Here is a 25,136-nt window from a genome sequence, read left to right as displayed (position 1 = left end):
CAACGGGTTATGCAAAAAAGCGAGCGGCCCGCAACGCGGGCCGCCTCGCTCGGTAGACGCTTATTTTACTTCTGAACGTAGATCTGATCGAAGCTGCCGCCATCCTTGAAATGCGCGGCCGACGCCTTGGCCCATCCGCCGAAGACCTCATCAACCGTGAAGGTCTTGATCGCCGGGAATTGGGCCGAGTACTTCTTCAGAGTCTCGGCGTTGCGCGGACGCAGGTAGTTTTGCGCCGCATTTTCCTGGCCTTCTTTCGACCAGAGGTACTCGAGGTAGGCCTGAGCCACCTTGCGCGTCCCCTTCTTGTCGACGACCTTCTCGACGATCGCGACCGGAAATTCCGCGAGGACCGACAGGCTCGGATAGACCACTTCGAAGTTACCGCGACCGAATTCCTTCGCGATCAATTCGGCCTCGGATTCGAAGGTGATCAGCACATCCCCGATGTTCCGCTGCATGAAGGTCGTCGTGGCATCGCGCCCGCCCGACGGGAACAGCGGCGCATTCTTAAGCACACGCCCGACGAAGTCCGCCGCGGCCTTGTCGTTGCCACCGGGCAGCTTCAGCGCGTAACCCCACGCAGCGAGATACGTGTAGCGGCCGTTGCCGGTGTTCTTCGGATGGGGAACGATCACCTGCATGCCGGGCTTGGCCACGTCGCTCCAATCCTTGATGGCCTTCGGATTGCCCTTGCGAACGATGAATACCATCGTCGACGTGTAGGGCGAGGCGTTATCCGGGAAACGCTTCACGTAGTCGGTGGCGACAAGCCCCTTTTCAGCGAGGAAATCGACGTCGGTGGCTTGGTTCATCGTCACCACGTCCGCTTCGAGTCCGTCCGCAACCGCCCGCGCCTGCTTCGACGATCCCCCGTGCGACTGGCGAATCTCGACCGTCTCCCCGGTCTTTTCCTTCCAGTACTTCTGGAACATCGGGTTGTAGTCCTTGTAGACGTCGCGCGCGACGTCATACGACACATTGAGCAGGTTCGACTCAGCGTGCGCCCCGGTGGCGATGGCGAGTCCTGCGGCAAACAACAGGCTGGCGAGTTTCTTCATGGCTATTTAATTCGCTGGTGGGTCACATAACGAGGGCCCGACGATAGCCCATCGAGTCCACCAACACAACGCACAAGAATTCATTTCGTTATCGCTGTCCCCTCTATGGCGCCCTCTTCCCGGGCATGCGTTATGCCCGAGCTATAATCGGGACCCACCGAAACCGACCGCTGCACGACTTCATGCCTGATTCCGCACCTGCATACCTGATTGGCCACATCACGATCAAGGACGAGGCCAAGTGGGCCCGATACCGGGCCGGCGTGCCTGCAACGCTGGAACCCTGGGGAGGCGAACTTGTATTCCGCGGCCGGCGCGCGGCAGTTCTCGCCGGACACCACGATGCCACTGATACCGTGGTCCTCCGGTTTCCCGATCTCGCCTCGCTTCAGGGGTGGTTCAATTCGTCGGCATATCAGGCCCTGATTCCGGTCCGGGAGCAGGCGGCCGATGTGGTGCTCGTCGCCTATGAGTCCTGAGACAAGGTCCCCTACGGCTTGGTACTGCCTCCTTCTGGCGTGGGCCGTCGCGGCTGCTTCGGCGCTCGGCGCGCTCTTCCTCGGCGAAGTGATGGGCCTCCAGCCCTGCGTGTTGTGCTGGTGGCAGCGCGTCGCGATATTTCCGCTGGTGCTGATCCTTCCAGCCGGAATGTTTCCTCTCGACCCGCGCGTCACGCGGTATTCGTTGCCGCTCGCGCTAGCCGGATGGATGTTCGCCCTGTTTCACGTACTACTTGTCGCCGGCGTCATTCCGGAACGTATCCAGCCCTGCACCCGAGGCGTTCCCTGCAAGGATATCCAGATCGAATGGTTCAGATTCCTGACCATCCCGCACCTGTCGCTGATGGCGTTCACGCTCCTGATCCTCTTCCTCCTGCTTGCCCGAAAAAGGATGCCCACATGAACCAGAAGTATCTCTTCGGTATCGTCGCTGCCATGATGGTCGTGGCGTTCATCGCCGCCGCGATGTTTCACGGCAGCGGCAAGGGAGGTGGCAAGGCATCACAGCCCGTCGCCAACGCTGCCGCGCTCGTCCGCGAGCAGGCGCCGAGCCTCGGTGCGTCAGACGCGCGCGTGCACATCGTCGAATTCTTCGATCCTGCTTGCGAGACGTGCCGAGAGTTCTATCCTTTCGTGAAAAAACTGATGGCAGCCGCTCCCGCCCGCGTGCGTCTTACGATGCGCTACGCGCCGTTCCACGATGGTTCCGACCAGTTGGTCAGGATGCTCGAAGCGGCACGATTGCAAGGGAAGTTCTGGGAGACCCTGGAGGCGATGTACGGATCGCAGGCAAACTGGACCGACGGTCATCGTGCGCGACCGGAAGTCGCTTGGAACTACATCGGGGGTGTGGGGCTGGACATCGAAAAACTCAAGGCCGACATGAGCAGCGCACCGGTCGAAGCGGCAATTCGTCAAGATATGCACGATGCCCAGATGCTCAACGTGACGATGACCCCGGAGTTCTTCGTCAACGGACGCCCGATGCCCAGTTTCGGCTACGACCAGCTGAAAGGCTTGGTCGCCGAAGAATTGAAAGCGGCGTATTGATCGCAAAAAGAAAGCGGCCCCGCTTCCTGCGGGGCCGCGTCGGGCGGTTGTCCGCCCCCATGCTTACTGTTGCAGCACGCCTTCGATTGACAGAGCGATCTCGACCGAGTCGCCGACGACCCGCGGCAGACCATACATCATCCCGAATTCGCTACGCTTGATCGTCGCATTGGCTTCGAATCCGGCACGCGTATCGCCGCGCGGTCCCTTACCCGCCCCGGTCACCTTCAGCGCAAAATCGATCGGCTTGGTAATGCCGTGGATCGTGAGGTTGCCCGACAGGACGCCCTCGCCGTTCTTGTTCCAACTCACCCGGGTCGATTCGAACGCCATATTCGGAAATTGCGAAGCGTCGAAGAAGTCTGGGCTCTTCAGGTGATCTTCAAGCTTCTGGTGCTTGGTATTGACGCTGGAGACGGGAATCGTGGCATTCACCAGGCTCTCGGACGGACGCTGTCCGACGACGAAAGCCCCCTTGATATCGTCGAAGCGGCCCGTGAAGCGGCTGACCCCGAGGTGGGAGATGAAGAAGAGCGCGTGCGAATGGGCGATGTCGATGACGTAGTTGCCGGGAACCGGCGCGTCGATCATCGTCTTCGCGACGTTGCGGGTCGTCGCCGTGTTTGCGGCGGCAGTGATCGGCTTGGTCACCGTTTGCTGGGCGAAGGCGGACGCCGTCGCTACGCCGATGGCGATTGCGAGCACGAGCCGGCGGGCATTGAAGCGCATGGAAAGGTCCTTTTAGTGGAAGTTGGCAGCAAGGCAGGCATTCGTGCCTGCGAGCCTGAAATCAACGCGAGCGCGCTTTGAGGCGGACGATCATGGCTTCCATCGTCACGCGCATGCGCTCCAGCGAAGCGGCTAGCTTTTCGAAATCGCGAACGCCACCCGCATCGAATTTCTTTCCGAGATCGCCAAGACTCATCTTGTCGGCAGATTCGATCAGCGACTGCAAGGGCCGGGTGATGGAACCGGGGATCGTCAGCAGCAGCGCGGCCGCGAGGATCAGGCCGGCCAGCGCGAGCGCGGCGTTCAGGTAGTCCACCATCTCGAAGTTCCCGCGAATGCGCCGATATGCATCGGCCGATTCGTCAGCGCGGGCACGTGCCATGCGGGTGGCCCCTTCGATCAGGTCGGTGTTGAAGCGATCCACCGTCTTGCGCAGTTCTTCATTGGCATGAACTGCCTTGTTGTAGGTCACGGCGCTGCCGTTGCCCTGCCCCTGGTCCAGCATCTGAACATCATAGCTAAACCCTTCGGTGACGTGCGCGAACTGCTCGTGGTACTCATCGAGCGCAGCCTTCCAGCGGTTAAATTCGCTGCTGTCGGCCGCCGAATACACCCCACGGTTGTTGCTGATCATCGCCTGCAGCTGTGCGAGCAGCCGAGCGTGCGTTGCATTCCAGTCCTGTAGCACGTTGTTGCGCCCTTCGACGTCGCCGGCGTAGATCAGGTAGTCCTTTTCCTGGCGGCGCAACTGTTGCGCCGACGCCAGCAACTCGGAAATTTCCGTCGAGGCGACGAAGTTGCGGTTGATTGCGGCATCGACCAGTGAATAGGTGCGCGAGCCGTAGAAGAAACTGGTTGCGCCCTGCAACACGATGAACGCGAGCAGAACCGAAAAACCGAGGATCAGTTTATTGCGGATGGACATGGCGGAAACTCAGGAGTGCAAGATTGAAAGAAGTTCGTTCGCGATTTCCCGGATGATCCCCTCGCGGTCGATCGTCTCAGGCAGTTCCCGCTGCAGATGCGTAAGAAAGGCCATGACCTGTCGCGGCGTGGTCATGACGGCATCCCCCAGACCAAGCTCGAATACGACGTCGTCGACGATGATCTCGGCGAGCACGCCAATTTCGCGTGCGAGACGTGCTGTCGTTCTTTCCTTCCAGTTCGTGTAGGCAGACATCGGCTGTCGTGGCGTCTGTCAATGCATGAAAGGCGTGCATTAGATGCAGAGTGCCAAATTTGTCACAGAAAGTTTCTTTGAATAGTACATGTAGCTATGCCTGGATCGCAACTTGGCATTCGGCGACCTGATTACGCTGCCGGCTTCCTGCCTGGCGATCGCCGCTCGTGCATCCGGCACGGTTCACCTCCAGTGCTCGCGTGCCGACTTGTCTTCGAAGACAATAGCGCCTTTGCCGTCGACGCCCTGCGGCTCCCGGTCCGACCTGAGCTGCGCGAAGCGGCTCGCAGAATCTCCTGACGTATCGAATGAAAAACGACCTGACCCAAAGCTCGTGGGGCGGCCAGCCGCTCGAAAGTCACACTCCGATGATGCAGCAGTATCTTCGGATCAAGGCGCAGCATCCCGATCAGCTGCTCTTCTACCGCATGGGCGACTTCTACGAATTGTTCTTCGACGATGCCGAGAAGGCTGCGCGCCTGCTCGACATCACGCTCACGACACGCGGGCAGTCCGCGGGACAACCGATCAAGATGGCCGGCGTGCCCTTCCACGCCGTGGAGCAATACCTCGCCCGGCTGGTGAAGCTGGGCGAATCCGTTGTCATCGCCGAACAGGTCGGCGAACCGGGTGCGACCAAGGGGCCGATGGAACGCGCGGTCAGCCGGATCGTCACCCCGGGTACCGTCACCGATGCAGCCCTGCTCGATGACCGGACGGATTCGCTGTTGCTCGCCGCAAGCCTGCATCGCGGGATGCTTGGCCTCGCATGGCTGAACCTTGCCAATGGCGACCTGCGCGTCATGGAATGTCCGTCGGAACAACTCCAGGCGCAATTCGAGCGCCTGCGTCCGGCGGAAGTGCTCGTTCCGGATGCGCTCGCCCTTCCCCTGATCGAGACGCTCTCGCCCGTGCTGCGTCGTTTGGCCGATTGGCAGTTCGACGCGGAGACCGGCGAACGCCTGCTGACCGGCCATTTCGGCACCCGCGATCTCGCCGGCTTCGGCGCGGAGGGCTTGTCCGTCGGCCTGGGGGCTGCGGCGGCCTTGTTCGACTATGCGCGCACCACGCAAAGGCAGAGCCTCGAGCACATCACCGGCTTGCGTGTCGAGCGCGAAGCCGAATACCTGCGCCTGGACGCCGCGACGCGCCGGAACCTTGAGCTGACCGAAACCTTGCGCGGAGACCCCGCCCCGACGCTGATGTCGCTTCTCGACGGCTGCGTCACCAGCATGGGATCGCGCTGGCTGCGCCATGCGCTTCACCACCCGCTGCGCGACCGCGGGTACGCGGCGGCCCGGCACTCGGCGGTCGGCGAACTGATCGGTGCAGAGACCGATGGCGACACGCGCATGCTGTCGCAAGCGCGTACGGCATTGCGTGGCGTGGCGGACGTCGACCGGATTACCGCGCGTATTGCACTGCGTAGTGCCCGCCCTCGCGACCTCGCCGCGCTGCGCGACAGCCTCGCAAGGCTCCCGGAGCTGCACGATGCGCTCGGACAACCGCAATCTGCCATGCTCGCCGAATTGCTCGGCGCCCTGGCAGTTCCCGACGACGCGCTCCACTTGATGATTCAGGCCGTCGCTGCCGAACCCGCCGCAGCGGTGCGCGACGGCGGCGTCATCGCCACCGGCTACGATGCAGAACTCGACGAACTGCGCGGCATCCAGACCAACTGCGGCGAATTCCTCCTCGCACTCGAAACGCGGGAGCGCGAGCGCACCGGCATCACGAGCCTGAAAGTCGAGTTCAACAAGGTGCACGGCTTCTACATCGAAGTCAGCCACGCCAACGCCGAAAAGGTCCCCGACGACTATCGCCGCCGCCAGACGCTGAAGAACGCCGAGCGTTACATCACGCCCGAGCTGAAGGCCTTCGAAGACAAGGCGCTATCGGCGCAGGAACGTGCGCTGGCGCGCGAAAAAATGCTCTACGAGGCCTTGCTCGAACAGCTTGCGACGCATATCGGCACATTCCAGCGCATCGCCCGCGCCCTTGCCTGCCTCGATGGCCTCGCCGCCTTCGGGGACGCCGCGTCCCGCTACGGATACGTTCGGCCTGAGTTTTCCGACCAGCCCGGCATGGAAATCATCGCCGGCCGCCATCCTGTGGTCGAACGCCAGGTCGAGAACTTCATCCCGAACGACTGCCGGCTCTCGCCGACGCGGCGGATGCTGATGATCACCGGCCCGAACATGGGCGGTAAGTCGACCTTCATGCGCCAGGTCGCGCTGATCGCGTTGCTGGCGCACGTCGGCGCCTTCGTGCCCGCCCGTTCGGCGCGCATCGGTCCGCTCGACGCGATCTTCACGCGGATCGGCGCATCGGACGATCTCGCATCCGGCCGCTCGACCTTCATGGTCGAGATGACTGAAGCATCGGCGATCCTCCATGGTGCGACCGAGCAAAGCCTCGTGCTGATGGACGAGATCGGACGCGGCACCTCGACCTTCGACGGCCTCGCGCTCGCCTTCGCCATCGCCCGCCATCTGCTCGACAAGAACCGCTGCCAGACGCTGTTTTCGACCCATTATTTCGAGCTGACCCGGCTCAACGGCGACTATCCGGAATGCGCGAACGTCCACCTCGATGCCGTCGAACACGCGCATCGGATCGTGTTCCTGCATGCGCTCGAGGAGGGCCCGGCGAGCCAGAGCTACGGGATCGAAGTGGCCGCGCTTGCGGGTATTCCCGGCGCTGTGATCCGCGACGCCAAGCGCCGCCTCCGCGCCCTCGAAAACCGCGAAGTCGGCGCCGGACCGCAGCCGGATCTGTTCGCCGCCTTGCCCGAGCCCGAGGACGAGAAGCTCTCCCACCCGGTGCTCACGGCGCTCGCCGGCATCGACCCGGACAGCCTGAGCCCGCGCGAGGCGCTTGAGCACCTGTACAGCCTGAAGCGGATGGCGTCATGAGCACGCCGATCGATATCAGCGAAGACGGCGGCGTCCGTTATCTGCACTTCGGCTCGGAGTGGATTCAGGGCGCGATGCGCATCCGGCGCCCATACGCGCTGGAGCTCGCCTACACGCGCGAGATGATGGCGGGCCTGCTGCTGCACGATACCGACGAATGGCCCCGGACGGCCCTCGTGATCGGCCTCGGCGCCGCGTCGCTGACGCGCTTCATTCACCGCCACTGCCCGCGGACCCACATGCAGGTCGTCGAGATCGAACCGCGGGTGGTCGCCGCCGCACGGCAGTTCTTCAAGCTGCCGGACGAGGACGAACGGCTCGCGATCCACGTCGGAGACGGCGTCCGCTACGTCACGGAAACGAACCGGAAATTCGACCTGATCCTGGTCGATGGCTTCGATCGCAACGCACGCGCGGGCGGGCTCGATACGGCCCCGTTCTATGCGGCGGCGCGCTCCTGCCTGTCCGAGCGGGGTTTGATGTCCGTGAACCTCTTCGGCCGTTCGCGGGGCTTTCGCGCCAGCGTCGAACGCATCATCACGGCCTTCGAAGATCGCGCGATCGCCTTCCCGTCCTGCGACAGTGGAAACGTCGTGGCGCTCGCCGTGCAAGGCGACCGGATCGAACTCCCCCTCGCGGAACTGCGCGACCGCGCCCATAAACTCAAGGAACTGACGGAGCTCGATCTCAGGCAGACCGTCACGCGGTTGGAACAGGCCGGCAGCCTGCCGGGCGGCCGCCTGATCCTCTGACCGCCACTCAGCCGGCGGGCGCTTCGACCGGCGGCGCGGGCGGTATCCACAGGCAAAGCCCCTTCGTCGCCTTCGCGATGTCCTGCAGCACCCGCTCGTGCTCGGCCAATTCTTCGTCCGACGGCCGTAGCACGATGAGCGGCGGACGGTCCACGAGCGCGCCGCCATCCCCCAGCCCGCCCATCCCTGCCGGCTCGTCGTCCAGGCTCATGATCAGGCTCTCCTGACCGCGCGTCATCGCCAGATAGACGTCGGCCAGGAGCTCCGCATCGAGGAGCGCCCCGTGCAGCGTCCGCGACGCGTTATCGATCTGGTAGCGATCGCACAGGGCATCCAGTGAGGCCTTCTTCCCCGGGTTCTGCTCCTTCGCCATCTTGAGCGTATCGATCACGCCGCCGCACAGCGTATCGAGCCGCTCCTTCGCCAACAGCGAAAGTTCGTGATTCAGGAAGCCGACGTCGAAGCTCGCGTTGTGGATCACGAGCTCCGAATCGCGGACGAAGTCGATGAACTCTTCGACGATGTCCCGGAATTTCGGCTTGTCCGCAAGGAACTCCTCGGTGATCCCGTGAACGGCAATCGCCTCGGCGTCGATGCCCCGCTCCGGGTTGATGTAGACGTGATAGTGACGCCCGGTCAGGTTACGGTTGAGCAGTTCCACGCAACCGATTTCGATGACGCGATCGCCGTTGCGCCAATCGAGGCCGGTGGTTTCGGTATCGAGAACAATCTGTCTCACTGGAAATTCCTTTCTGACGATTCAGGCCTTGCGGCCCTCACCCATGGACTGCCGCGCCACGGGCGCGCACCGCTTCGACACCTCGGCGCGCCAGTGCATCCGCGCGCTCGTTCTCGACGTGCCCTGCATGGCCTCGTACCCAGATCCACGACACCTTGTGGCGGCTCGCGGCGGCGTCGAGTTCACGCCAGAGGTCGGCATTCTTGACCGGCTCGCGTGCCGCCGTCTTCCAGCCGCGGGCTTTCCAGCCGTGGATCCACTCGGAGATCCCTTTCTGCACGTACTGGCTATCGGTATGCACGCGCGCTGCAACCGGACGCTTGAGCAGTTCGAGCGCACGGATCACCGCAAGGAGTTCCATGCGGTTGTTCGTCGTCTGCGGCTCGCCGCCCCAGATCTCCTTCTCGTGCGGTCCGCTGCGCAGGATTGCCCCCCAACCGCCCGGGCCCGGATTGCCGCTGCACGCACCGTCGGTGAATATCTCTACCTTTTCCTGTTCTTCCATTGAGCTGTTCCGCTATTCCGTCTTTTGTATACCGTGCACTTCGCGGCCGCGCTGGGCAACCGGCGAAAGCCGCTTGGTCGTGGCGCGACTGTCGCGCCAGTTCGGGGTGATCAGCCGCATGCCCTGCACCCGCTTGATCCCTTGAAGGATGTAGGCACCGCCGCAGATCGGCCACCAACGATCCCCTGCTTTGTCCATGAACCGCCACTGCTCGAGCGAGGTCGCATGAGTGAACGGTGGCGCGTAGCAGCCGAAGCTACCGCCCTGCGTCTCGAATCCGAGCAGCGCCAGCCAATCCTTCGCGCGCCGGACGGACAGATACTGTCCGCACCACGGGAAATGCCCTCGTCCGCGTGCAATCAGCCGACGCAGTCCCCAAAGGCTGAAGGGATTGAATCCGCTGATGATGACGCTGCCCTCGGGAACCAGCACCCGCTCGACCTCGCGCAGCACGTGGTGAGGCCTCTGCGAAAATTCGAGGACGTGGGGCAGTAGCACGAGATCGACACTCGCCGTAGCGAACGGTAGCGCATCGGGGTCCGCGATGATGCCGCACCGACCGGACTGCGCGCACGCCAACCTGAACGGGATCCGGTTGCTGCGCAAAAAGTCGTGCTGCGGCAAGCCGATCTGGACCGCGTTGTAGCCGAAGATGTCGGATACCATCAAATCGAACTTGGCTTGCTCCCACTGCAGCAGGTATTGTCCCTGCGGGCATTCAAGCCAGTCAGAAAGACTGAGGATGGTCATGAAAAATCAGCACCCCAAAATCCGCAGCTGCGACATTATCCCTCTTCCCGCATTCCGCGATAACTACATCTGGCTGCTGCGCCGCGATGGCGCCGCAGCGGTCGTCGATCCCGGCGATGCCGACGTCGTCGACGCTGCCCTGCGCCAGCATGGGCTGCGTCTCGACGCGATCCTGATCACCCACCATCATGCCGACCACATTGGGGGCGTTGCTGAGCTGGTGCAACGGCACGCTCCGGCCGTATACGGGCCCGCAGACGGGAATATTCCCTTTGTTACGCACCCTGTGCGCGAGGGCGACCAGATCGCCCTCGAAGCCCTCGACATCCGCTTCGATGTGCTCGAAGTTCCTGGGCACACCGCCACGCATATTGCCTATCTCGCACCGTGGATCCTGTTTCCGGGTGATACGCTGTTCAGCGGCGGCTGCGGGCGCCTGCTCGGCGGCACGGCCTCCCAACTCCATGAGTCGCTGCAACGACTTGCACGCCTTCCTGGAGAAACCCGTGTGTACTGCGCGCACGAATACACGCTCGCCAACCTCGATTTTGCCCGGCAGTCGGAGCCCGAGAATGCCGAACGCGAGCGCGTCCGGAAGGAATGCGAGCTTCTGCGCGCTGCCGGCCGCCCCACGCTGCCGACGACGATCGAACGCGAGCGCGAGATCAACCCCTTCCTGCGGACGCATGTCGACGGGGTCCTGCGGGCCGTTAGCGCGCATGCCGGCACCCGACCGCACAACGCCGGCGAATGCTTCGCTGCCCTTCGGGCATGGAAGGATGTGTTCTGAGCATCGGCAAAGCGCGTCAGGCCGAGGAAACGGCTAGGCCGGCGTCACGAGGTCGCCGCAGACGGTGGCATTCCACCGGTTGCGGCCATTGCGCTTCGCACCGTAAAGCGCTTGGTCAGCGCACTTGAGCAGGCTCACGAAACCACCGTCGTCGGCGCGATCAGGCGTCGTCGTCGCGATGCCGACACTGATCGTGACGACGGGCGCCGCGGAAGAATGGCGATGCGTGATTGCGAGTTCCTCGATACTCCTGCGCATCGCCTCCGCGACGCTTTCAGCGCCCTCCTGATCGGTATCGGGAAGGACCGCGGCGAATTCCTCGCCGCCATAGCGGGCAACGAGATCGGCCGGGCGCCGGGTGCTGCAGGACAGCGAGCGCGCGACTGCCTTCAGGCACTCGTCGCCGACCTGATGTCCGTATGCGTCGTTAAACTGCTTGAAACAATCGACATCGATGACGAGCAGCGACAGCGGCGAACCGACACGTGCGCTGCGACGCCATTCGCGCAGCAGCGTCGAATCGAAAGTGCGCCGGTTCGCGATCCCCGTCAGTCCGTCGAACGAGGAGATGCGAGTGAGTTCGCGATTGGCCTCGTCCAGCTTCCTGGTCAGCACCAGCAGCGAGTACCGCATCTGCGCAATCCGCTGCATGGCTCGGACCTTGGCCTTCAGTACCGCCTCGGAAACCGGCTTGGCCAGATAGTCGTCGCCGCCCACGGCGATGCCGCGCTCGAGGTCTTCGTCACTCGTCCGGGCCGAAAGGAAGATGATGGGTGTCCATTCACCATCCTTCTCGAGCTGACGGATCCGCTGCGCGACCTCGAACCCGTCCATGCCGGGCATTACGATGTCGAGCAGTACAAGATCAGGCCGTTCCCGCTTGAAGGATTCGATCCCCGCCAGTCCGTCGCGCGCGTGCACGGTCTCCAGCCCCATCCTGCCGAGCGAATGGCAGACCAGGGTGGCACTCGTGACGGTATCTTCGATGATCAGAGCCTTCATCGGCGGCGCAACGCTAACCCGTTGATCAAAACCCCGCAATCCTATCAACTTAGTCTCCCGGTGTCGCGAATTTCCGTTCGTTTTGAACGTCTATGGAAATGAACGACGACGAAGCATGCCGATGGTTTGCGCGGGCAAGAGACGCAGGACTTTGCGAAGACCTGCAAATCGGGTTTGACGCTCCCCCCCGCCTGCCATAGAGTCCACGTCTTTTCTCGAACGAGCACCGGATTCATGTCGGGATCTCTCGCACGATTCCTGTTGATGATGATTCTCTCGGCGCTTGCCCAATTCACTTCATTGGCGCACGCCGATGATGATCAGGCGCTTGAGCCGACGCCCCTCGCCCCGTCCCCTGAAATATCGACATCTCAGGAAATTGGCGGCTTGCGGCTACCGTCCGCCTCCCGTAGCGCCGAAGGCATCTCCGCCTCCCAGTACCAAGCGCTGGAACTGCGCGATCCGACGCCCCGCGTCCTCACCCTGGACCTCACCCGCGAAGCGAACGACATCTGGGACCGCATCCGGCGAGGCTTCGGTATGACCGACCTCGATACCGACCTGGTCGCCGAGCAGCAAGCCTTCTACCTGAACCGTCCGGGCTTCCTCAAGAAGGTGTTCGAACGGGGCGGCCGCTATCTCTACTACATCGTTGCCGAACTCGAACGGCGCGGCCTTCCCACCGAACTGGCGCTGCTACCGATGGTGGAAAGCAGTTACAACCCGATGGCCTACTCGCGCGCGAAGGCGTCGGGGCTGTGGCAGTTCATCCCGTCTACGGGGCGCAACTACAACCTCGTGCAGGACAAGTGGGTCGACGAGCGGCGCGACGTGGTCGCCTCGACCAATGCGGCGCTCGATTACCTGCAGACCATCTACGAAATGCACGGCGACTGGCATCTCGCGCTGGCCTCGTACAACTGGGGCGAAGGCGCCGTGGCGCGGGCCGTGCAGCGCAACCAGAACGAAGGTCTGCCGACGGACTACACCAGCCTGCGAATGCCCGAAGAAACGCGCAACTACGTGCCCAAGCTGCAGGCCCTCAAGAACATCGTTGCGCGCCCGGAGCTGTTCCACTTCGAGCTGCCCTACGTCCCGAATACCCAGCATTTCGTGCGCATCGAAACCCCGGGAGGGATCGATCTGGCGACCGCGGCCAAGTACGCGGAGATGCCGCTCGACGAATTCATGGCGCTCAACCCGAGCCACAATCGCCCGGCGATCGCCCAGGCCGAGCGTCTCGTGATTCCGGTCGATCGTGCAGAAAGATTCCAGTTGCGCCTCGCCGAACACGAAGCTTCAGGCAAGAAGTGGCGTACGCACGAACTGCAGCGCGGCGAAACGTTGGCGTCCGTCGCGCGAAATGCTGGGCTTTCTCTGGGTGAGCTGCAGCAAATCAATGGCCTCGATGCCCGGAGCCGCGTCAGCGCCGGCTATACGCTCCTCGTCCCGGAGGGCGTCGAGGCTGCTGGAGCCCTCGCCGCAGCACGCCTCATCCCGCGAGCGATGGCAACCGATCGCAGCACCCTTCCCCCGCCGGCACCGGAGAAACCCGCGAAGGGCGGGGCCAAGGGCGCGAGTACCAAGAAACCCGGCAAGGCCGAGACTTCGAAGCACTCGACAGCTCACGCCGCAAACGGCAAGGCCGCGTCCACTGCGAAAAGCGGGTCTCATGCCGCCGCCGCGCCGAAGGCCGCGAAGGGCGGTAAGCAGTCACCCCAGCCGCAAAAGAAGACCAAGCATTAACAGCCGGGAGCGCTGATCGCGCTCCGCCTACTCAGGCCAGTGACAACGCACCACGCGCCCCGGCCCGTGTTGCGTTTCGTCCGGATACTGCTTGCGGCAGATATCGGTTGCGCGCGGGCAGCGCGGATTAAAATGGCAACCGGCCGGCGGCCTGAGGGGTGACGGAAGGTCTTCGGCCCCGCCCCCCGTGCGCGAAGCGCCAGATGCTGTAATCGGCTGGTCACGCTCGATATTCGGCACGGCAGCGAGCAGCGCACTCGTGTAGGGATGCGCCGGGGCCCCGAGGACCGCATCGACCGGACCACGCTCCACGATGCGGCCCAGATACATCACCGCGACATCGTGAGCGAGCCAGCTCACCACGCCGAGGTTGTGGGTGATGAACAGGTAGGCGAGGCCCAATTCGCTCTGCAGGTCCCGCATCAGGTTCAGGATCTGCGCCTGAACCGACACATCCAACGCGCTGGTCGGTTCGTCGCAGATGATGAGCTTCGGCGACACGGCCAGGGCGCGGGCGATGGCGATGCGCTGCCGCTGACCGCCGGAAAATTCGTGCGGATAGCGCAGCTTCATTTCGGAGCGCAGACCCACACGTTGCAACAGTGACTCGACGCGCCGCGTCCGCGATTGCGCATCGCGTTCGACGCCGAGCGCTACCATACCCTCTTCAATGATCTCGCCCACACGCATTCGTGGATTCAGCGAGGCGAACGGGTCCTGGAAGATCATCTGGAACTCCCGCCGAGCCTCCCGCAAGGCCGAGCCCGATAGTTCGGCCAAGCGCTTCCCGTCCAACAGCACTTCGCCATCGGTCGGAGCAATCAGTTTCAGGATCGCCTTGCCGGCGGTGGTCTTGCCGCAACCCGACTCCCCCACGAGTGCCAGCGTACGCCCGGGCATCACTTGCAGACTGATCCCATCCACGGCCTTGATGCTCGCAACCTCGCGTTTCAACAAGCCCTTGCGCACGGGAAAGTGGACCTTCAGCTGACGCACGTCGAGCACGGGACGTGAGCCGGAAGCGGCCTCGTCGAAGCGTGCGGAGGATGCCCCCGTCGGTACGTCCGCGTCACGTTCCGAACCTGGCTCGTAGAGATGGCAACGCACCTCCTGCGCTTCAAGCTGGTGCCAGGCCGGAGCTTCACCATGGCAGCGCTCGAATACCTGGGGGCAGCGGTCCGCGAATCGACATCCGACAAATCCACGGTCGAGTGGCGGAACGTGACCAGGCAGGGCCGACAGCCGGTGGCCACGTTGTCCTTCGGTCGGCAGTGCGGCGAACAGCTTCCGCGAATAGGGATGAAGCGGACGCCGAAAGAAGTCCGAACGACTCGCGGTCTCAACGAGTTCGCCCGCGTACATGACACCGATGCGATGCGCCATTTTTGCGACGACACCAAGATCGTGCGTGATCAGGAGCATCCCCATGCCGCGCTCCGCCTGGAGCTTCGCAAGCAGATCGAGCACCTGCGCCTGGATCGTCACGTCCAACGCCGTCGTCGGTTCATCGGCGATCAGGAGTTCCGGCTCGCCTGCGAGCGCCATCGCAATCATCACCCGCTGCTTCATGCCGCCGGAAAACTGAAATGGGTAATCGTCGAGGCGCCGTTCCGCGTCTGGAATCCCGACCGATTCCAGCAGGCGGAGCGCCTCGAGCCTGGCCGCGGCTCCGTGCAGGCCGCGATGGCGGTCCAGCACTTCGCCGATCTGGGCCATCACAGTCATCACAGGATTGAGGCTTGTCGACGGCTCCTGGAAGATCATCCCGATTCGCCTGCCGCGCACGTCACGCATCTGCGCCTCGGTTTGCGCCAGCAACTCGACGCCGCCAAACCGGACCCGTCCCCCGTCCACCCGGCCGCCGTCGGGAAGAAGCCTGAGAAGCGCGAGGGCCGTCATCGACTTGCCGCAGCCCGACTCTCCAAGCAAGGCGAAGGTTTCGCCTGCTGCGATCGAAAATCCGACGCCGTCGACGGGACGGACCGGCAAGTCCCCTGCCCCGATCCTGACCCGAAGCTCCTCGACTTCGACAAGGACCGTTCCGGCAGCTTGACGATCTGCGGTTGCGGAAGGAGCGGACGCTGATAGAGCGGTCATGGGCACGAGGAGGAATAGGTCAAAAAAAGGGCCGCTTGCGCGGCCCCGTTCACCGATCGATCGGACCGATCAGTGATGATGTCCGCCAGCACCGTGCACGTGGCCGTGCGACAGTTCTTCGGCCGTTGCCTTGCGCACTTCCGTGACGGTAATGTCGAAGACCAGCGCGGTACCAGCCAGAGGATGGTTGCCGTCGACGACAACCTTGCCGTCGGCGATATCGGTGATGCGATAGAGCATGTCTTCTTCGCCGTCGTCGGTCACGCGCTCAAACGACATGCCCACTTCGATGTTCTCCGGGAACTGACTGACATCCTCGACCAGCACCAGTTCTTCATCGTAGTCCCCGAATGCATCTTCGGGCTGAAGCTTGACCTTCAGCTGATCGCCGACTTTCTTGCCGTGCAGCGCCTCTTCCAGCATCGGGAAGATGCCGTCGTAACCGCCGTGGAGGTAAACGAGCGGTTGATGACCGTCGTCGATCGTGTTGCCATCGGGATCGAGGACCGTATATTTAAGCGTTACGACGGTGTTCTTGACGATTTCCATTTCTATTCTCTGCTTCCAGATTCCTGACCAATTCGAAGACCCCGGCCACATGGCCGCGGGGCGCAACGTCGCGGAGCGCGTGGCGGATTGTTCCTTCCTTGTCGATGACGAAGGTTGTCCGCATCACGCCCATCTTCTTCACACCATCGACTTCCTTGGGCTGCCAGACATCATAGAGCCGGCAGACCTCCGTCTCGACGTCCGAAAGGAGACGTACGGACAACCCGTGCTGATCACGAAACTCGGCGTGGGTCAGGCAATCGTCGGGACTAACACCGATCACGATGCAATCGTGGCGGGCGAACTCTTCTTCATGATCACTGAAGTCGGCGGCCTGCAAGGTGCATCCCGGCGTATTGTCGCGGGGGTAAAAGTAGAGGACCACATGATGCTTGCCGCGCTCGGCGGCCAAGTCGAACGTTTCCATGTCCGCATCAGGCAATGAAAACGCTGGAGCAATGTCACCGATCTGCAGCATGTGATCTCCCTGACGTGCGTTGGATTCTAGCCGAGACACGAAGCGAACTCTACTCGCGTCACAGTTCTTGCGCCATACCGTTTCGAACTCATTTTCGGGCTTGCCAATTGAGAGCAACTGTTTAAAAATACAGGTAAAAATGGAGAAATGATGATGAGCCACGACCCAGGGCTCACCGCCCGCCAGTCCGAAATCCTTGAATTCATTCGCCAGACGGTCGAATCGGAGGGCCGTCCGCCGACTCGCGCCGAGGTGTGTACGGCATTCGGCTTTCGTTCCCCGAACGCGGCGGAGAGTCATCTTCGCGCCCTCGCGGCCAAAGGGGCGATCCTGCTCGAGGAAGGACGCGCCCGCGGTATCCGTCTGGCCGAAGGCCTCGGCCTGCCACTGATCGGTCGAGTCGCGGCAGGTAGCCCCATTCTCGCGGTGGAGCACGTCGAAGGCCGCCACCAGGTCGATCCCGCGCTGTTTTCCCCGCGCGCCGACTACCTGCTGCGCGTGCGGGGCATGAGCATGCGCGACGCGGGCATTCTCGATGGAGATTTGCTGGCGGTTCATCGCAGCCCCGAGGCGCGGAACGGCCAGATCGTCGTTGCTCGCGTCAATGACGACGTGACCGTCAAGACCTTCACCCGGAACGGGCCGATCATCAGCCTCTTACCGGCGAATCCCGACTTTCAGCCGATTGTCGTCGATACGCGTTCCGACCCGCTCACCATCGAAGGCATCGCCGTTGGCTTGCTTCGGAACGGTCTGCAGTAAGGTCGGCTAAAGCCCACGGGATCCGGGCGCACCGAACCGCAACAGCCGTGCTTGCCCATGGCATCCGGTTGCCCGTGTTGGCTAAACTGACTCCCGTTCCGGAACACAACGGGCCGCCGGCCCCTCGCTCCCCAACTCCGGCCATACCCGTGAGCTCTCCAGATTCGTCCCCCGAGATCGCCCGCCGCCTGCTCCATCAGGCCTGGCCCGTGCTGATTGCCCAGTTGCTGTCCATGAGCATGATGGTTGCGGACACCGTGATCGTCGGCCGCTTTGGTACTCTCGACCTCGCCGCTGTCGCGGTGGGAAGCGGGCTCTACATATCCGTCGCGATGCTGCTCGTCGGTGTGCTGCAGGCGGTCGCACCCACGGTGGCCCATCATTACGGCGCCGGACGCATCGCGGAAATCGGCCCGACCCTGCAGCAAGGCCTCTGGCTTGCCCTGATGCTCGCTGTGCCGGGCATGATCCTGCTCGCGTTCCCCGATCGTCTGCTCGAACTGACCGGAGTTCCCGGAGATGTCAGTACACGGACTCGCGGATATCTGCTCGCCACGGCCGCGGGGCTTCCTGCCGTCCTGCTCTACCGCACCTTCTACGCATTCAACAACGCACTGGGAAGGCCGCGCGTACTGATGGCCATCAGCCTGACCGTCGCGATGACTCACATTCCGCTCGCCTGGGCGCTCGTACATGGCCACCTGTGGCTGCCGCCGCTCGGCGTGCTCGGCAGCGGCATCTCGACCGCCTGTGTGAACTGGCTCGGACTCACTTGCGCGACGGTCTACCTCTTGCGCAATCCGTTCTATCGGCCCTACCGGCTGCTGGCCAATTGGTGCGGCCCGCGTCGAACGGAACTCCTCGCGCTGCTTCGCCTCGGGATCCCGATGGGTCTCTCCACCTTCATCGAGGTTTCCTCGTTTACGCTGATATCCCTGTTTGCCGCTCGCCTCGGCGCAGAGCCGGTGGCGGGTCACCGGATCGTCGCGAACCTCGCCGCCCTGGTCTATATGCTGCCGCTCGCGATGTCCATTGCGACCCTCGTACTGGTCGGTCAGGCCGCAGGCGCTCGTGAATGGGGCCGCGCCCGGGCGACGGTGCGGGTCGGAATGCTCCTGACCTCGGCGCTCGTGTCGCTTATCGGCGTCGGCCTATGGTTGGCGCGGGAACGCGTCATAGGGCTGTTCTCGGACGATCCGATGGTACGCACCGTCGCTCTGGCGCTGATCGTCTACGTGTGCATCTACCAGCTTTTCGATGCTGTCCAGACCGTGGCCGCACACGCGCTCCGCGGCTACAAGGTGACCTTCGTGCCGATGCTGATGCACGCGGTGTGCTTTTGGGGCGTCGGACTGGTTGGTGGATACTGGCTCGCCTTCCATGCCCCAGGCCGTGAAGAGGCCCCCAACGTCGCAGGCTTCTGGGAAGCCGGCGTGATTTCGACCGTGCTTGCATCGATCCTGTTCGGTACTTTGCTGCAGATCATCACCCGTCGCCAGCAAGCGACGCCCCCATCTACACAGCACGCGCAGGCCGCCTGATTGATTACGCGCCCAGCCACCCCTTGCGCAAAGCCCCCGTCGTCGGGGACGGGCGCTTGAGCGGCGAAAGCTTGACCGTATCCGCCGGCGCCGCCTCCAGAGTGACATCGAACTCCATCAGCTCGTCACGCCGGAATGCGTGGATCCTGATTTGCTCACCGGCTGCGCGCCGCGCGATCGCGGCGTCCAGACTGCCGCTGCTGACCTTGAGGCCGTCGATAGCGATCAGAACGTCTCCTGCCGACAAGCCGGCGCGTTGGGCAGGCCCGTCGTCGAATACGTTTGCGAGCTTGGCCTCGCCGTTGCCGCCTGCGAGTTTGATCCCCAGCGTGGGCCGTTTGGCGCTCGGTTCGGCCTGCCACGTGATGCCGAAGGGCTTGAGCAGTTTTTTGAGCGGAAGGTCGTCTGTCCCCTCGACCGCCTCACGCAGCCAACGGCCGATGCGCCGCCCGCTTCCGACCGCCCCGCGCTCTCCGACCTCGTGGACGAGCGCAAACAAGCCACCCTCAGGCACGCCCTTTCCCGTCAGACCGTGGCGCTGCCAAAGCAGACGCATGACGTCATCAAGGCTCACCCGCCCCGCGCTCGCCTTGCGCAACTGCAGATCGAGTGCGAGTGCGATCATCGCACCCTTCGCGTAGTAGCTGACGATTGCGTTCGGGGCATTTTCGTCCTGCCGGTAATACTTGATCCAGGCGTCGAAGGACGACTCGGCCACGCTCTGCTTCAGTCGGCCGCTGGTGCGCAGAACGCCTGAAATGGTCTTGCCGAGCAGCGCGAGATAATCTTCGATCGCGATGACGCCCGAGCGCACCAGGGCGAGGTCGTCGTAGTAGGAGGTGAAGCCTTCGAATGCCCAGAGCAGTCGCGTGTAGTTCTCGTTGGCGAGATCATAGGGCGTAAAGGCCGCGGGCTTGATTCTCTTGACGTTCCACGTATGGAAATATTCGTGGCTGCAAAGGCCCAGGAAGTTCTTGTAGCCGTCCGACTCGCCGTTCATTCCCCGGTAGGGCAGATCGGCCCGGCTCGCCAAAAGCGCGGTCGACGAACGATGTTCGAGCCCGCCATAACCGTCGCCGACGATCATCGCGAGGAACAGGTATCGTTGAACCGGTGCGGGTCGGCCGAAAAGCTCGATCTGCCAGCTGCAGATTCGCGACAAATCCTTGCAGAGACGCTCGGTATCGCAATCATGACGTCCAGTAATGGCGATCTCGTGCAAGATACCGCCCGCCTCGAACGACACGTGATCGAACGTCCCCATTTCAACCGGGTGATCGACCAATTCATCGTAATTGTCGGCGCGGTAGAGTCCGAAGCCCATCGGTGCCGCCGCATCGGTCTGCTCGACGGCTCGCGGGAGTGTGGTAGCGACCCGCCATGTCTTCAGCAGTTCCTTCCGCGGTGGCTGCAGTTCAACGAGACAAGGGCGATCCGTTCGACCGTCGACGGCGAGAAACACGCTCGTGCCATTGAAGAAACCGTGCGTCGCATCGAGATGAGCGGCGCGCACCGAAAGATCCCAGGCATAAACGACGTAGGTCAGCGTCAGCGCCTCGCCCTCCGGCAGCGGTGCTGCGCGCCAGGTGTGCTTGTCAAGCTTTTCGATCGCGACCGGCTTGTGCGCGGATGTTGCATGAAGCGTCACGATGTTTCGCGCGAACTCGCGGATCATGTAACTCCCGGGAATCCAAGCGGGTAGGCGGAATACTTGCCCCGACAGATCCGGGTCGGCGACCGTGCAGGTTACCTCGAACAGGTGCGCTTCGGGATTGACGGGATTGATCGAATAGCGAACAGGAGAAGGACCGGATGTCGGCATTGTGCACGCAGGCTCAAGCGGAAAGGCCGTCATTTTAGCCGGTCGCGCGGCCCTGCTCAGCAATTGCACCCGTTGCGCCGATGCCTCATTTTTGCGCAGCCGCAACATTGCCTTGTGGGTCAGGGAAATAGCCGCCATCCCCACAAGTTATCCACAAAGCTGCTCACGGCGCTTGGGGATATCCGGAAGGGCCAATCGTCAATGCCCTCGAAATATTGCCCGGATTTTGAGCAGACGAAACATTCCCTTTTGCTTCAGATAGCTACCGCGCATCCCAACACCTTATCCACAGCACTGCTCACGTAGGATGGGGATAAGCGTCAATTCGCGCCGGGACGGCCTTTCAGTTCGAAGCCGTCGGTAACGGCAATGACTCGGTTTCGCCCAAGACTCTTCGCTCGATAGAGGGCCGCGTCTGCTGCCGCAAGAAGGTGTTCGAGTTCGTCGCCCGGCCCGTAGGTTGCCACGCCGATGCTGGCGGTCAATTCGAAGGGATTGCCGTCGGATCCGGGCAGGGCGATGCCGGCAATGGTGGTGCGAAGACGCTCCGCAAGTTCTCGCGCCCCGTCGAGGTCCGTACCCGGCAGCACGATCACGAATTCCTCGCCGCCGTAGCGCCCGACGACATCGATCTCCCGCACGGTTTCGACACAGGCACGAGCGACCTGGCGGATCGTTTCATCGCCGGCCGCATGCCCGTGCCGATCGTTGATCTGCTTGAAATGATCGATGTCGAGCAGCAACACGGACAACGGCGTTCCAAAGCGTTCGGCTCGCATCTGTTCGTGTTCCGCACGTTCGAGCAGGAAGCGACGATTACCGATACCGGTCAGCGGATCGATCTGCGCGAGCTGCCGCAGGTCTTCCTCCCGCCCCTTTCGTTCCGTGACGTCTTCCCGCACCGCAACGAAATGCGAAATCCGGCCGAAGCGATCCCGCAGCGGCGAAATCGCGATGTTGTCCCAGCATTCATCGCCATTCTTGCGCCGATTCAGCACTTCGCCGCGCCACACGTGGCCGGACAGGATCGTCTGCCAAAGACTCCGGTACACCGCGTCATCGGTACGTCCTGACTGGAACATGGCCGGGCTGCGGCCGATGATCTCTTCCCGCTCGTAACCCGAGCTCTTCACAAACGTGTCATTGGCGTATTCGATGCGGCCGCGCGAGTTGGTGATAATGATTGCGGCCGGAGCAAGATCCATCGCCGCCTTATAGGTTTCAAGCGAGTATTCGCTGATCGGGAAAAAGCAGTTGGCGACCTCGCTCCGCGAACGTTCACCCGCACCGCCCCGGCGCCGACCATATCGGCGTCGCCCGGCGAAATCACCCCGAAGGAAATAAAGTTGCGAACTACTGCGCGCGCGCAGCAGCGGCCAGATGGCCCACGCTACGACAAACGCAAGCAAGGTCAGGGAGACAAGCAGAAACGGCAGGAAGATACTGTCGGCGGCGCTTGAGCGTTGATCGATTTCACCCGCGGCGAGCACTCCGTCGAGCATCCAGAGACCAATCGTGGTCAGGGCCGAAAACGCCACCACGAGAAAAATGGACAATGTGATGCGGGATCGAAGCATCAGGCGCGGCCAGCCCTTCAGCAGAGAGATGAGAGGAATTATTCTTGAATGGTAATGATATTCGATTTTCGACAAGAAATGCCAAACACATCGACCCGATCTCGCGGCTCGCGGAAATGACTTGATGCCCTTTACCCGCACGCGCCATCCTCCGGCGGACCTCGGCTGCATGCGGTAAGATCCCCATCCTCGTGAGGTGCAACGGATCGCCGCGCATTCCGGGCCCGCGCGGCCGGACTCCTCCACCCACCGTAGATTTTCCGATGTTCGATAACGCCAGCTGTTTTGCTCTGTTCGACAATAACCTGGACGGCACGGGCGATCTTCTGCTGACCGGGCTCGTCGAGCGCGTCGAATGTAATGATCCGGCTTTGCTCCCGGATGTCTTGGCTCGAATCGAAGCCCGACGCGAAAAGGGCCATTGGGTGGCCCTCGCGCTTCGCTACGAGCTTGGCTACGCACTGGAGCCGCGACTGCATTCTTTCCTGCAGCCCGGCACAGCATTGCTGACCGCATGGGTTTTCAAAGACTCCGAACGACTCGGTGCGGAAGAGACAACAGGCAGGATCGACGCCTCGCTTTTGGCACAGGACGAACATGAGCGAGTCGCCGGACTTGCCCGGATCTCGGCGACACTTCAGTTCAAAAAATATGTCGAAAGAGTGTCTTGCATTCAGCAGCTGATCGCCGCCGGCGATTGCTATCAGGTCAATTTCACCTTCTCGATGCGGGCAAAGGCCTACGGCAGTCCGATAGCCTTGTACAAGGCGCTGCGGGACGCTCAGCCGGTCAAATACGGCGCTCTGGTGCACGACCCTGACGGGACGATTTTGTCCCGCTCCCCTGAGCTCTTTGTCGAACGAAAAGGCGAGCGACTCGTCTGTCGACCGATGAAAGGTACCGCTCCGCGCGACAGCGATCCCCGGGCCTTGGCGGGATCCGAAAAGAATCGCGCGGAAAACGTCATGATCGTTGATCTGATTCGCAACGATCTCGGAAGACTCGCCCCGGCGGGCGGAGTCCGTGTTGAAAGCCTTTTCGACGTCGAACCCTATCCGAGCGTCTGGCAGATGACTTCGACCGTCACGGCAAGCCCTGTTTCCGCGCCCTTCGGGGACATCCTGCGTGCCCTCTTCCCCTGCGGTTCGATTACAGGGGCGCCGAAGATCCGCGCGATGGAAATCATCCACGATTTGGAGGAAGAGCCGCGTGGCATCTACTGCGGCGGTCTGGGATGGCTGGCACCGGACGGCGATTTCCGCCTCAGCGTGCCGATCCGCACGCTCGAAATCGCGGGCTCCGGGGATGTCCGGCTCGGCATCGGGAGCGGAATCGTCGCCGACTCCGACCCGGCTGCCGAATGGGCCGAATGTCTGCTCAAAGGGCGCTTCGCAACAGGCCTGAAACCCGCATTCGGCCTCATCGAGACTCTGCGTTGCGAAGCCGGGATGCCCGATCCGTATCCGCTGCTCGAAGGACATCTGGCGAGGTTGCAGCGCTCAGCGGCGGAGCTCGGTTTTGCCTTCGATCGGCAAGCCGTGTGCCGAAAGCTCGATGAGGTGGCATCCGGCCTCGCCGGCACTCATCGGGTTCGCCTTGAGCTTTCGGCCGACGGGTCGATTGCCGTGATCGTCGCCGGGCTCGACGCGATCCCCTTGAGCCCCCTCCCCACCGTAATCCTGTCGCAGGAACGCGTGTCGAGCACCGATCTGCTGCAACGGCACAAGACAACTGCCCGCGAACGCTACGATCGAGAACTGCGCAGAGCCATGGCGGGTGGCCACTTCGACGTGATCTTTCTCAACGAGGACGGAGAGGTGGCGGAAGGCGCGCGCTCGACGCTGTATCTCGACAGCGGAGACGGCCATCTGCTCACTCCCCCGCTCGCAAGCGGTGTGCTGGACGGCGTCTATCGCCGAAAGCTGCTCGACGAGGGCGTGGCATTCGAACAGCGTCTCACGCTGGCCGACCTGCGGGCCGCCAGTGTGATCCATCTGTCAAACGCCTTGCGCGGGCTCGTGCCGGCCCGCCTTGTGCAAACTCAGTGAGTGAGGCGGCAGCGTTGCGCGCAGTTGCAACGGAGCAAGGTGTTGCCCTTGTCCGTGCATAGGCAGTAACGGATCACCTGGCTTGCGAAGCGTTGATCGACCGCCTCGCCGGGTTCGAAGTTTTCGATTCCGTGCAACTTCAGAAAATGCAACGCGGTGCTGAGCCCGTGGAACACGGTGATTCCGCCATTGCTCATGCATAGCCAGCGATCATCGAGCGAAATGGTATAGCATCCCCCCTGTTCGAGCCCGACGGCATGGACCCGTACCTTGAATCCATTTCGTCGCCACTCCGGGGCGACTGCCAACTCCAGCCAGGTTGCCACCTTTTCGCCCTGCGCCAACGTCTCCATTCTTTCCCCCTCCCGCGAAGTATTGCAGCCGGTTTCTACGAACCCGTTCGCTGCCTGTTCTACCGAAGATTTTAGTTTGCAGAATTTTGACTAACCTGGCAATTCGATTTGGGTAACATTTGAAGTCAAATACCCGATTCTGGGTACTAATATCGGGTATTCTAGGTATTTGTTTGCTATCGTTTTTGAT

24 protein-coding genes are annotated in these 25,136 nt (G+C 62.6%); 10 read left to right on the top strand and 14 right to left on the bottom strand.

What is annotated here, in order from left to right:
* Positions 1-65: 65 nt before the first annotated feature.
* Complete coding sequence (locus AZKH_RS12090; RefSeq protein ID WP_015436056.1) at positions 66-1,061, bottom strand: sulfate ABC transporter substrate-binding protein; 996 nt, start codon at positions 1,059-1,061, stop codon at positions 66-68.
* A 182-nt stretch (positions 1,062-1,243) separates the two neighbouring features.
* On the opposite strand from AZKH_RS12090, the gene AZKH_RS12085 reads away from it, so the two are divergent.
* Genes AZKH_RS12085 through AZKH_RS12075 form a run of 3 tightly spaced genes read left to right on the top strand, consistent with a single transcriptional unit; the run spans position 1,244 to position 2,611 of the window.
* Positions 1,244-1,540 carry a DUF1330 domain-containing protein gene (locus AZKH_RS12085; protein WP_041656131.1) on the top strand — a complete coding sequence of 99 codons (297 nt, stop codon included), beginning with the start codon at positions 1,244-1,246 and terminating at the stop codon, positions 1,538-1,540.
* Positions 1,512-1,964 (top strand): disulfide bond formation protein B, encoded by a 453-nt coding sequence (locus AZKH_RS12080; protein ID WP_369795059.1) that lies wholly within the window; start codon positions 1,512-1,514, stop codon positions 1,962-1,964. The genes AZKH_RS12085 and AZKH_RS12080 overlap by 29 nt, the downstream gene beginning before the upstream one ends.
* Positions 1,961-2,611, top strand: a complete 651-nt coding sequence (locus AZKH_RS12075) for a thioredoxin domain-containing protein (RefSeq protein WP_015436053.1) — start codon at positions 1,961-1,963, stop codon at positions 2,609-2,611. The genes AZKH_RS12080 and AZKH_RS12075 overlap by 4 nt, the downstream gene beginning before the upstream one ends.
* Before the next feature lie 63 nt (positions 2,612-2,674).
* Here the strand turns inward: AZKH_RS12075 and AZKH_RS12070 are convergent, their stop codons facing one another.
* The 3 genes from AZKH_RS12070 to AZKH_RS12060 all read right to left on the bottom strand — a co-directional run bounded on the left by AZKH_RS12070 (position 2,675) and on the right by AZKH_RS12060 (position 4,520).
* Entirely contained in the window at positions 2,675-3,340 is a 666-nt protein-coding gene (locus AZKH_RS12070) for a YceI family protein (protein ID WP_015436052.1), read from the bottom strand.
* A gap of 61 nt (positions 3,341-3,401) precedes the next feature.
* Positions 3,402-4,265, bottom strand: a complete 864-nt coding sequence (locus AZKH_RS12065; RefSeq protein WP_015436051.1) for an MCP four helix bundle domain-containing protein — start codon at positions 4,263-4,265, stop codon at positions 3,402-3,404.
* 9 nt (positions 4,266-4,274) lie between these two features.
* Complete coding sequence (locus tag AZKH_RS12060; protein ID WP_015436050.1) at positions 4,275-4,520, bottom strand: hypothetical protein; 246 nt, start codon at positions 4,518-4,520, stop codon at positions 4,275-4,277.
* Between the two features lie 308 nt (positions 4,521-4,828).
* On the opposite strand from AZKH_RS12060, the gene mutS reads away from it, so the two are divergent.
* Positions 4,829-7,435: a DNA mismatch repair protein MutS gene (gene mutS / locus AZKH_RS12055; RefSeq protein WP_015436049.1), complete on the top strand. Its 2,607-nt coding sequence runs from the start codon at positions 4,829-4,831 to the stop codon at positions 7,433-7,435.
* The gene (locus AZKH_RS12050) at positions 7,432-8,187 is read left to right on the top strand and encodes a fused MFS/spermidine synthase (RefSeq protein WP_015436048.1); all 756 of its coding nucleotides are present in this window, start codon (positions 7,432-7,434) and stop codon (positions 8,185-8,187) included. Before mutS ends, AZKH_RS12050 begins: the two co-directional genes overlap by 4 nt.
* 7 nt (positions 8,188-8,194) lie before the next feature.
* On the opposite strand, the gene dnaQ is transcribed toward AZKH_RS12050, so the two are convergent.
* The 3 genes from dnaQ to AZKH_RS12035 are packed head-to-tail and all read right to left on the bottom strand — an operon-like array spanning position 8,195 to position 10,181.
* On the bottom strand, positions 8,195-8,926 hold the full coding sequence (gene dnaQ / locus AZKH_RS12045; protein WP_015436047.1) for a DNA polymerase III subunit epsilon: 732 nt from the start codon (positions 8,924-8,926) through the stop codon (positions 8,195-8,197).
* 37 nt (positions 8,927-8,963) lie between these two features.
* Positions 8,964-9,431, bottom strand: coding sequence for a ribonuclease HI (rnhA, locus tag AZKH_RS12040; RefSeq protein ID WP_015436046.1), 468 nt, complete (start codon positions 9,429-9,431; stop codon positions 8,964-8,966).
* Between the two features lie 12 nt (positions 9,432-9,443).
* Complete coding sequence (locus tag AZKH_RS12035) at positions 9,444-10,181, bottom strand: class I SAM-dependent methyltransferase (RefSeq protein WP_015436045.1); 738 nt, start codon at positions 10,179-10,181, stop codon at positions 9,444-9,446.
* On the opposite strand from AZKH_RS12035, the gene gloB reads away from it, so the two are divergent.
* Positions 10,174-10,971: a hydroxyacylglutathione hydrolase gene (gene gloB, locus AZKH_RS12030; RefSeq protein ID WP_015436044.1), complete on the top strand. Its 798-nt coding sequence runs from the start codon at positions 10,174-10,176 to the stop codon at positions 10,969-10,971. The genes AZKH_RS12035 and gloB overlap by 8 nt on opposite strands.
* 33 nt (positions 10,972-11,004) lie before the next feature.
* Here the strand turns inward: gloB and AZKH_RS12025 are convergent, their stop codons facing one another.
* Positions 11,005-11,973: a diguanylate cyclase domain-containing protein gene (locus AZKH_RS12025; RefSeq protein ID WP_015436043.1), complete on the bottom strand. Its 969-nt coding sequence runs from the start codon at positions 11,971-11,973 to the stop codon at positions 11,005-11,007.
* 387 nt (positions 11,974-12,360) lie between these two features.
* On the opposite strand from AZKH_RS12025, the gene AZKH_RS12020 reads away from it, so the two are divergent.
* A complete protein-coding gene (locus AZKH_RS12020) occupies positions 12,361-13,719 on the top strand; it encodes a transglycosylase SLT domain-containing protein (protein ID WP_015436042.1) in 1,359 nt (452 codons plus the stop codon).
* Positions 13,720-13,746: 27 nt separating this feature from the next.
* Here the strand turns inward: AZKH_RS12020 and AZKH_RS12015 are convergent, their stop codons facing one another.
* The 3 genes from AZKH_RS12015 to AZKH_RS26905 all read right to left on the bottom strand — a co-directional run bounded on the left by AZKH_RS12015 (position 13,747) and on the right by AZKH_RS26905 (position 16,843).
* Positions 13,747-15,816, bottom strand: a complete 2,070-nt coding sequence (locus AZKH_RS12015) for a dipeptide ABC transporter ATP-binding protein (RefSeq protein ID WP_041656126.1) — start codon at positions 15,814-15,816, stop codon at positions 13,747-13,749.
* A 69-nt stretch (positions 15,817-15,885) separates the two neighbouring features.
* A complete protein-coding gene (locus AZKH_RS12010; protein WP_015436040.1) occupies positions 15,886-16,365 on the bottom strand; it encodes a peptidylprolyl isomerase in 480 nt (159 codons plus the stop codon).
* Entirely contained in the window at positions 16,331-16,843 is a 513-nt protein-coding gene (locus AZKH_RS26905; protein WP_015436039.1) for a peroxiredoxin, read from the bottom strand. Before AZKH_RS26905 ends, AZKH_RS12010 begins: the two co-directional genes overlap by 35 nt.
* A 150-nt stretch (positions 16,844-16,993) precedes the next feature.
* On the opposite strand from AZKH_RS26905, the gene lexA reads away from it, so the two are divergent.
* Entirely contained in the window at positions 16,994-17,605 is a 612-nt protein-coding gene (gene lexA, locus AZKH_RS12000) for a transcriptional repressor LexA (protein ID WP_041656122.1), read from the top strand.
* Between the two features lie 149 nt (positions 17,606-17,754).
* The gene (locus AZKH_RS11995; protein WP_083903068.1) at positions 17,755-19,146 is read left to right on the top strand and encodes an MATE family efflux transporter; all 1,392 of its coding nucleotides are present in this window, start codon (positions 17,755-17,757) and stop codon (positions 19,144-19,146) included.
* A gap of 4 nt (positions 19,147-19,150) precedes the next feature.
* Here the strand turns inward: AZKH_RS11995 and AZKH_RS11990 are convergent, their stop codons facing one another.
* Positions 19,151-20,968 (bottom strand): M61 family metallopeptidase, encoded by a 1,818-nt coding sequence (locus AZKH_RS11990; RefSeq protein ID WP_051071677.1) that lies wholly within the window; start codon positions 20,966-20,968, stop codon positions 19,151-19,153.
* Positions 20,969-21,288: 320 nt separating this feature from the next.
* Positions 21,289-22,620, bottom strand: coding sequence for a diguanylate cyclase (locus AZKH_RS11985; RefSeq protein ID WP_231874403.1), 1,332 nt, complete (start codon positions 22,618-22,620; stop codon positions 21,289-21,291).
* Positions 22,621-22,808: 188 nt separating this feature from the next.
* Here AZKH_RS11985 and pabB point away from each other — a divergent pair, with 188 nt between their 5' ends.
* Positions 22,809-24,593, top strand: coding sequence for an aminodeoxychorismate synthase component I (gene pabB, locus AZKH_RS11980; RefSeq protein ID WP_015436034.1), 1,785 nt, complete (start codon positions 22,809-22,811; stop codon positions 24,591-24,593).
* On the opposite strand, the gene AZKH_RS11975 is transcribed toward pabB, so the two are convergent.
* Positions 24,587-24,946 carry a hypothetical protein gene (locus tag AZKH_RS11975; protein ID WP_015436033.1) on the bottom strand — a complete coding sequence of 120 codons (360 nt, stop codon included), beginning with the start codon at positions 24,944-24,946 and terminating at the stop codon, positions 24,587-24,589. The genes pabB and AZKH_RS11975 overlap by 7 nt on opposite strands.
* Positions 24,947-25,136: the final 190 nt, after the last annotated feature.

This window comes from Azoarcus sp. KH32C (genome assembly GCF_000349945.1).
GTDB lineage: Bacteria > Pseudomonadota > Gammaproteobacteria > Burkholderiales > Rhodocyclaceae > Aromatoleum.
Note: the sequence above shows the minus strand (reverse complement) of the source record. Positions and strands in the feature narration are given on the sequence as shown.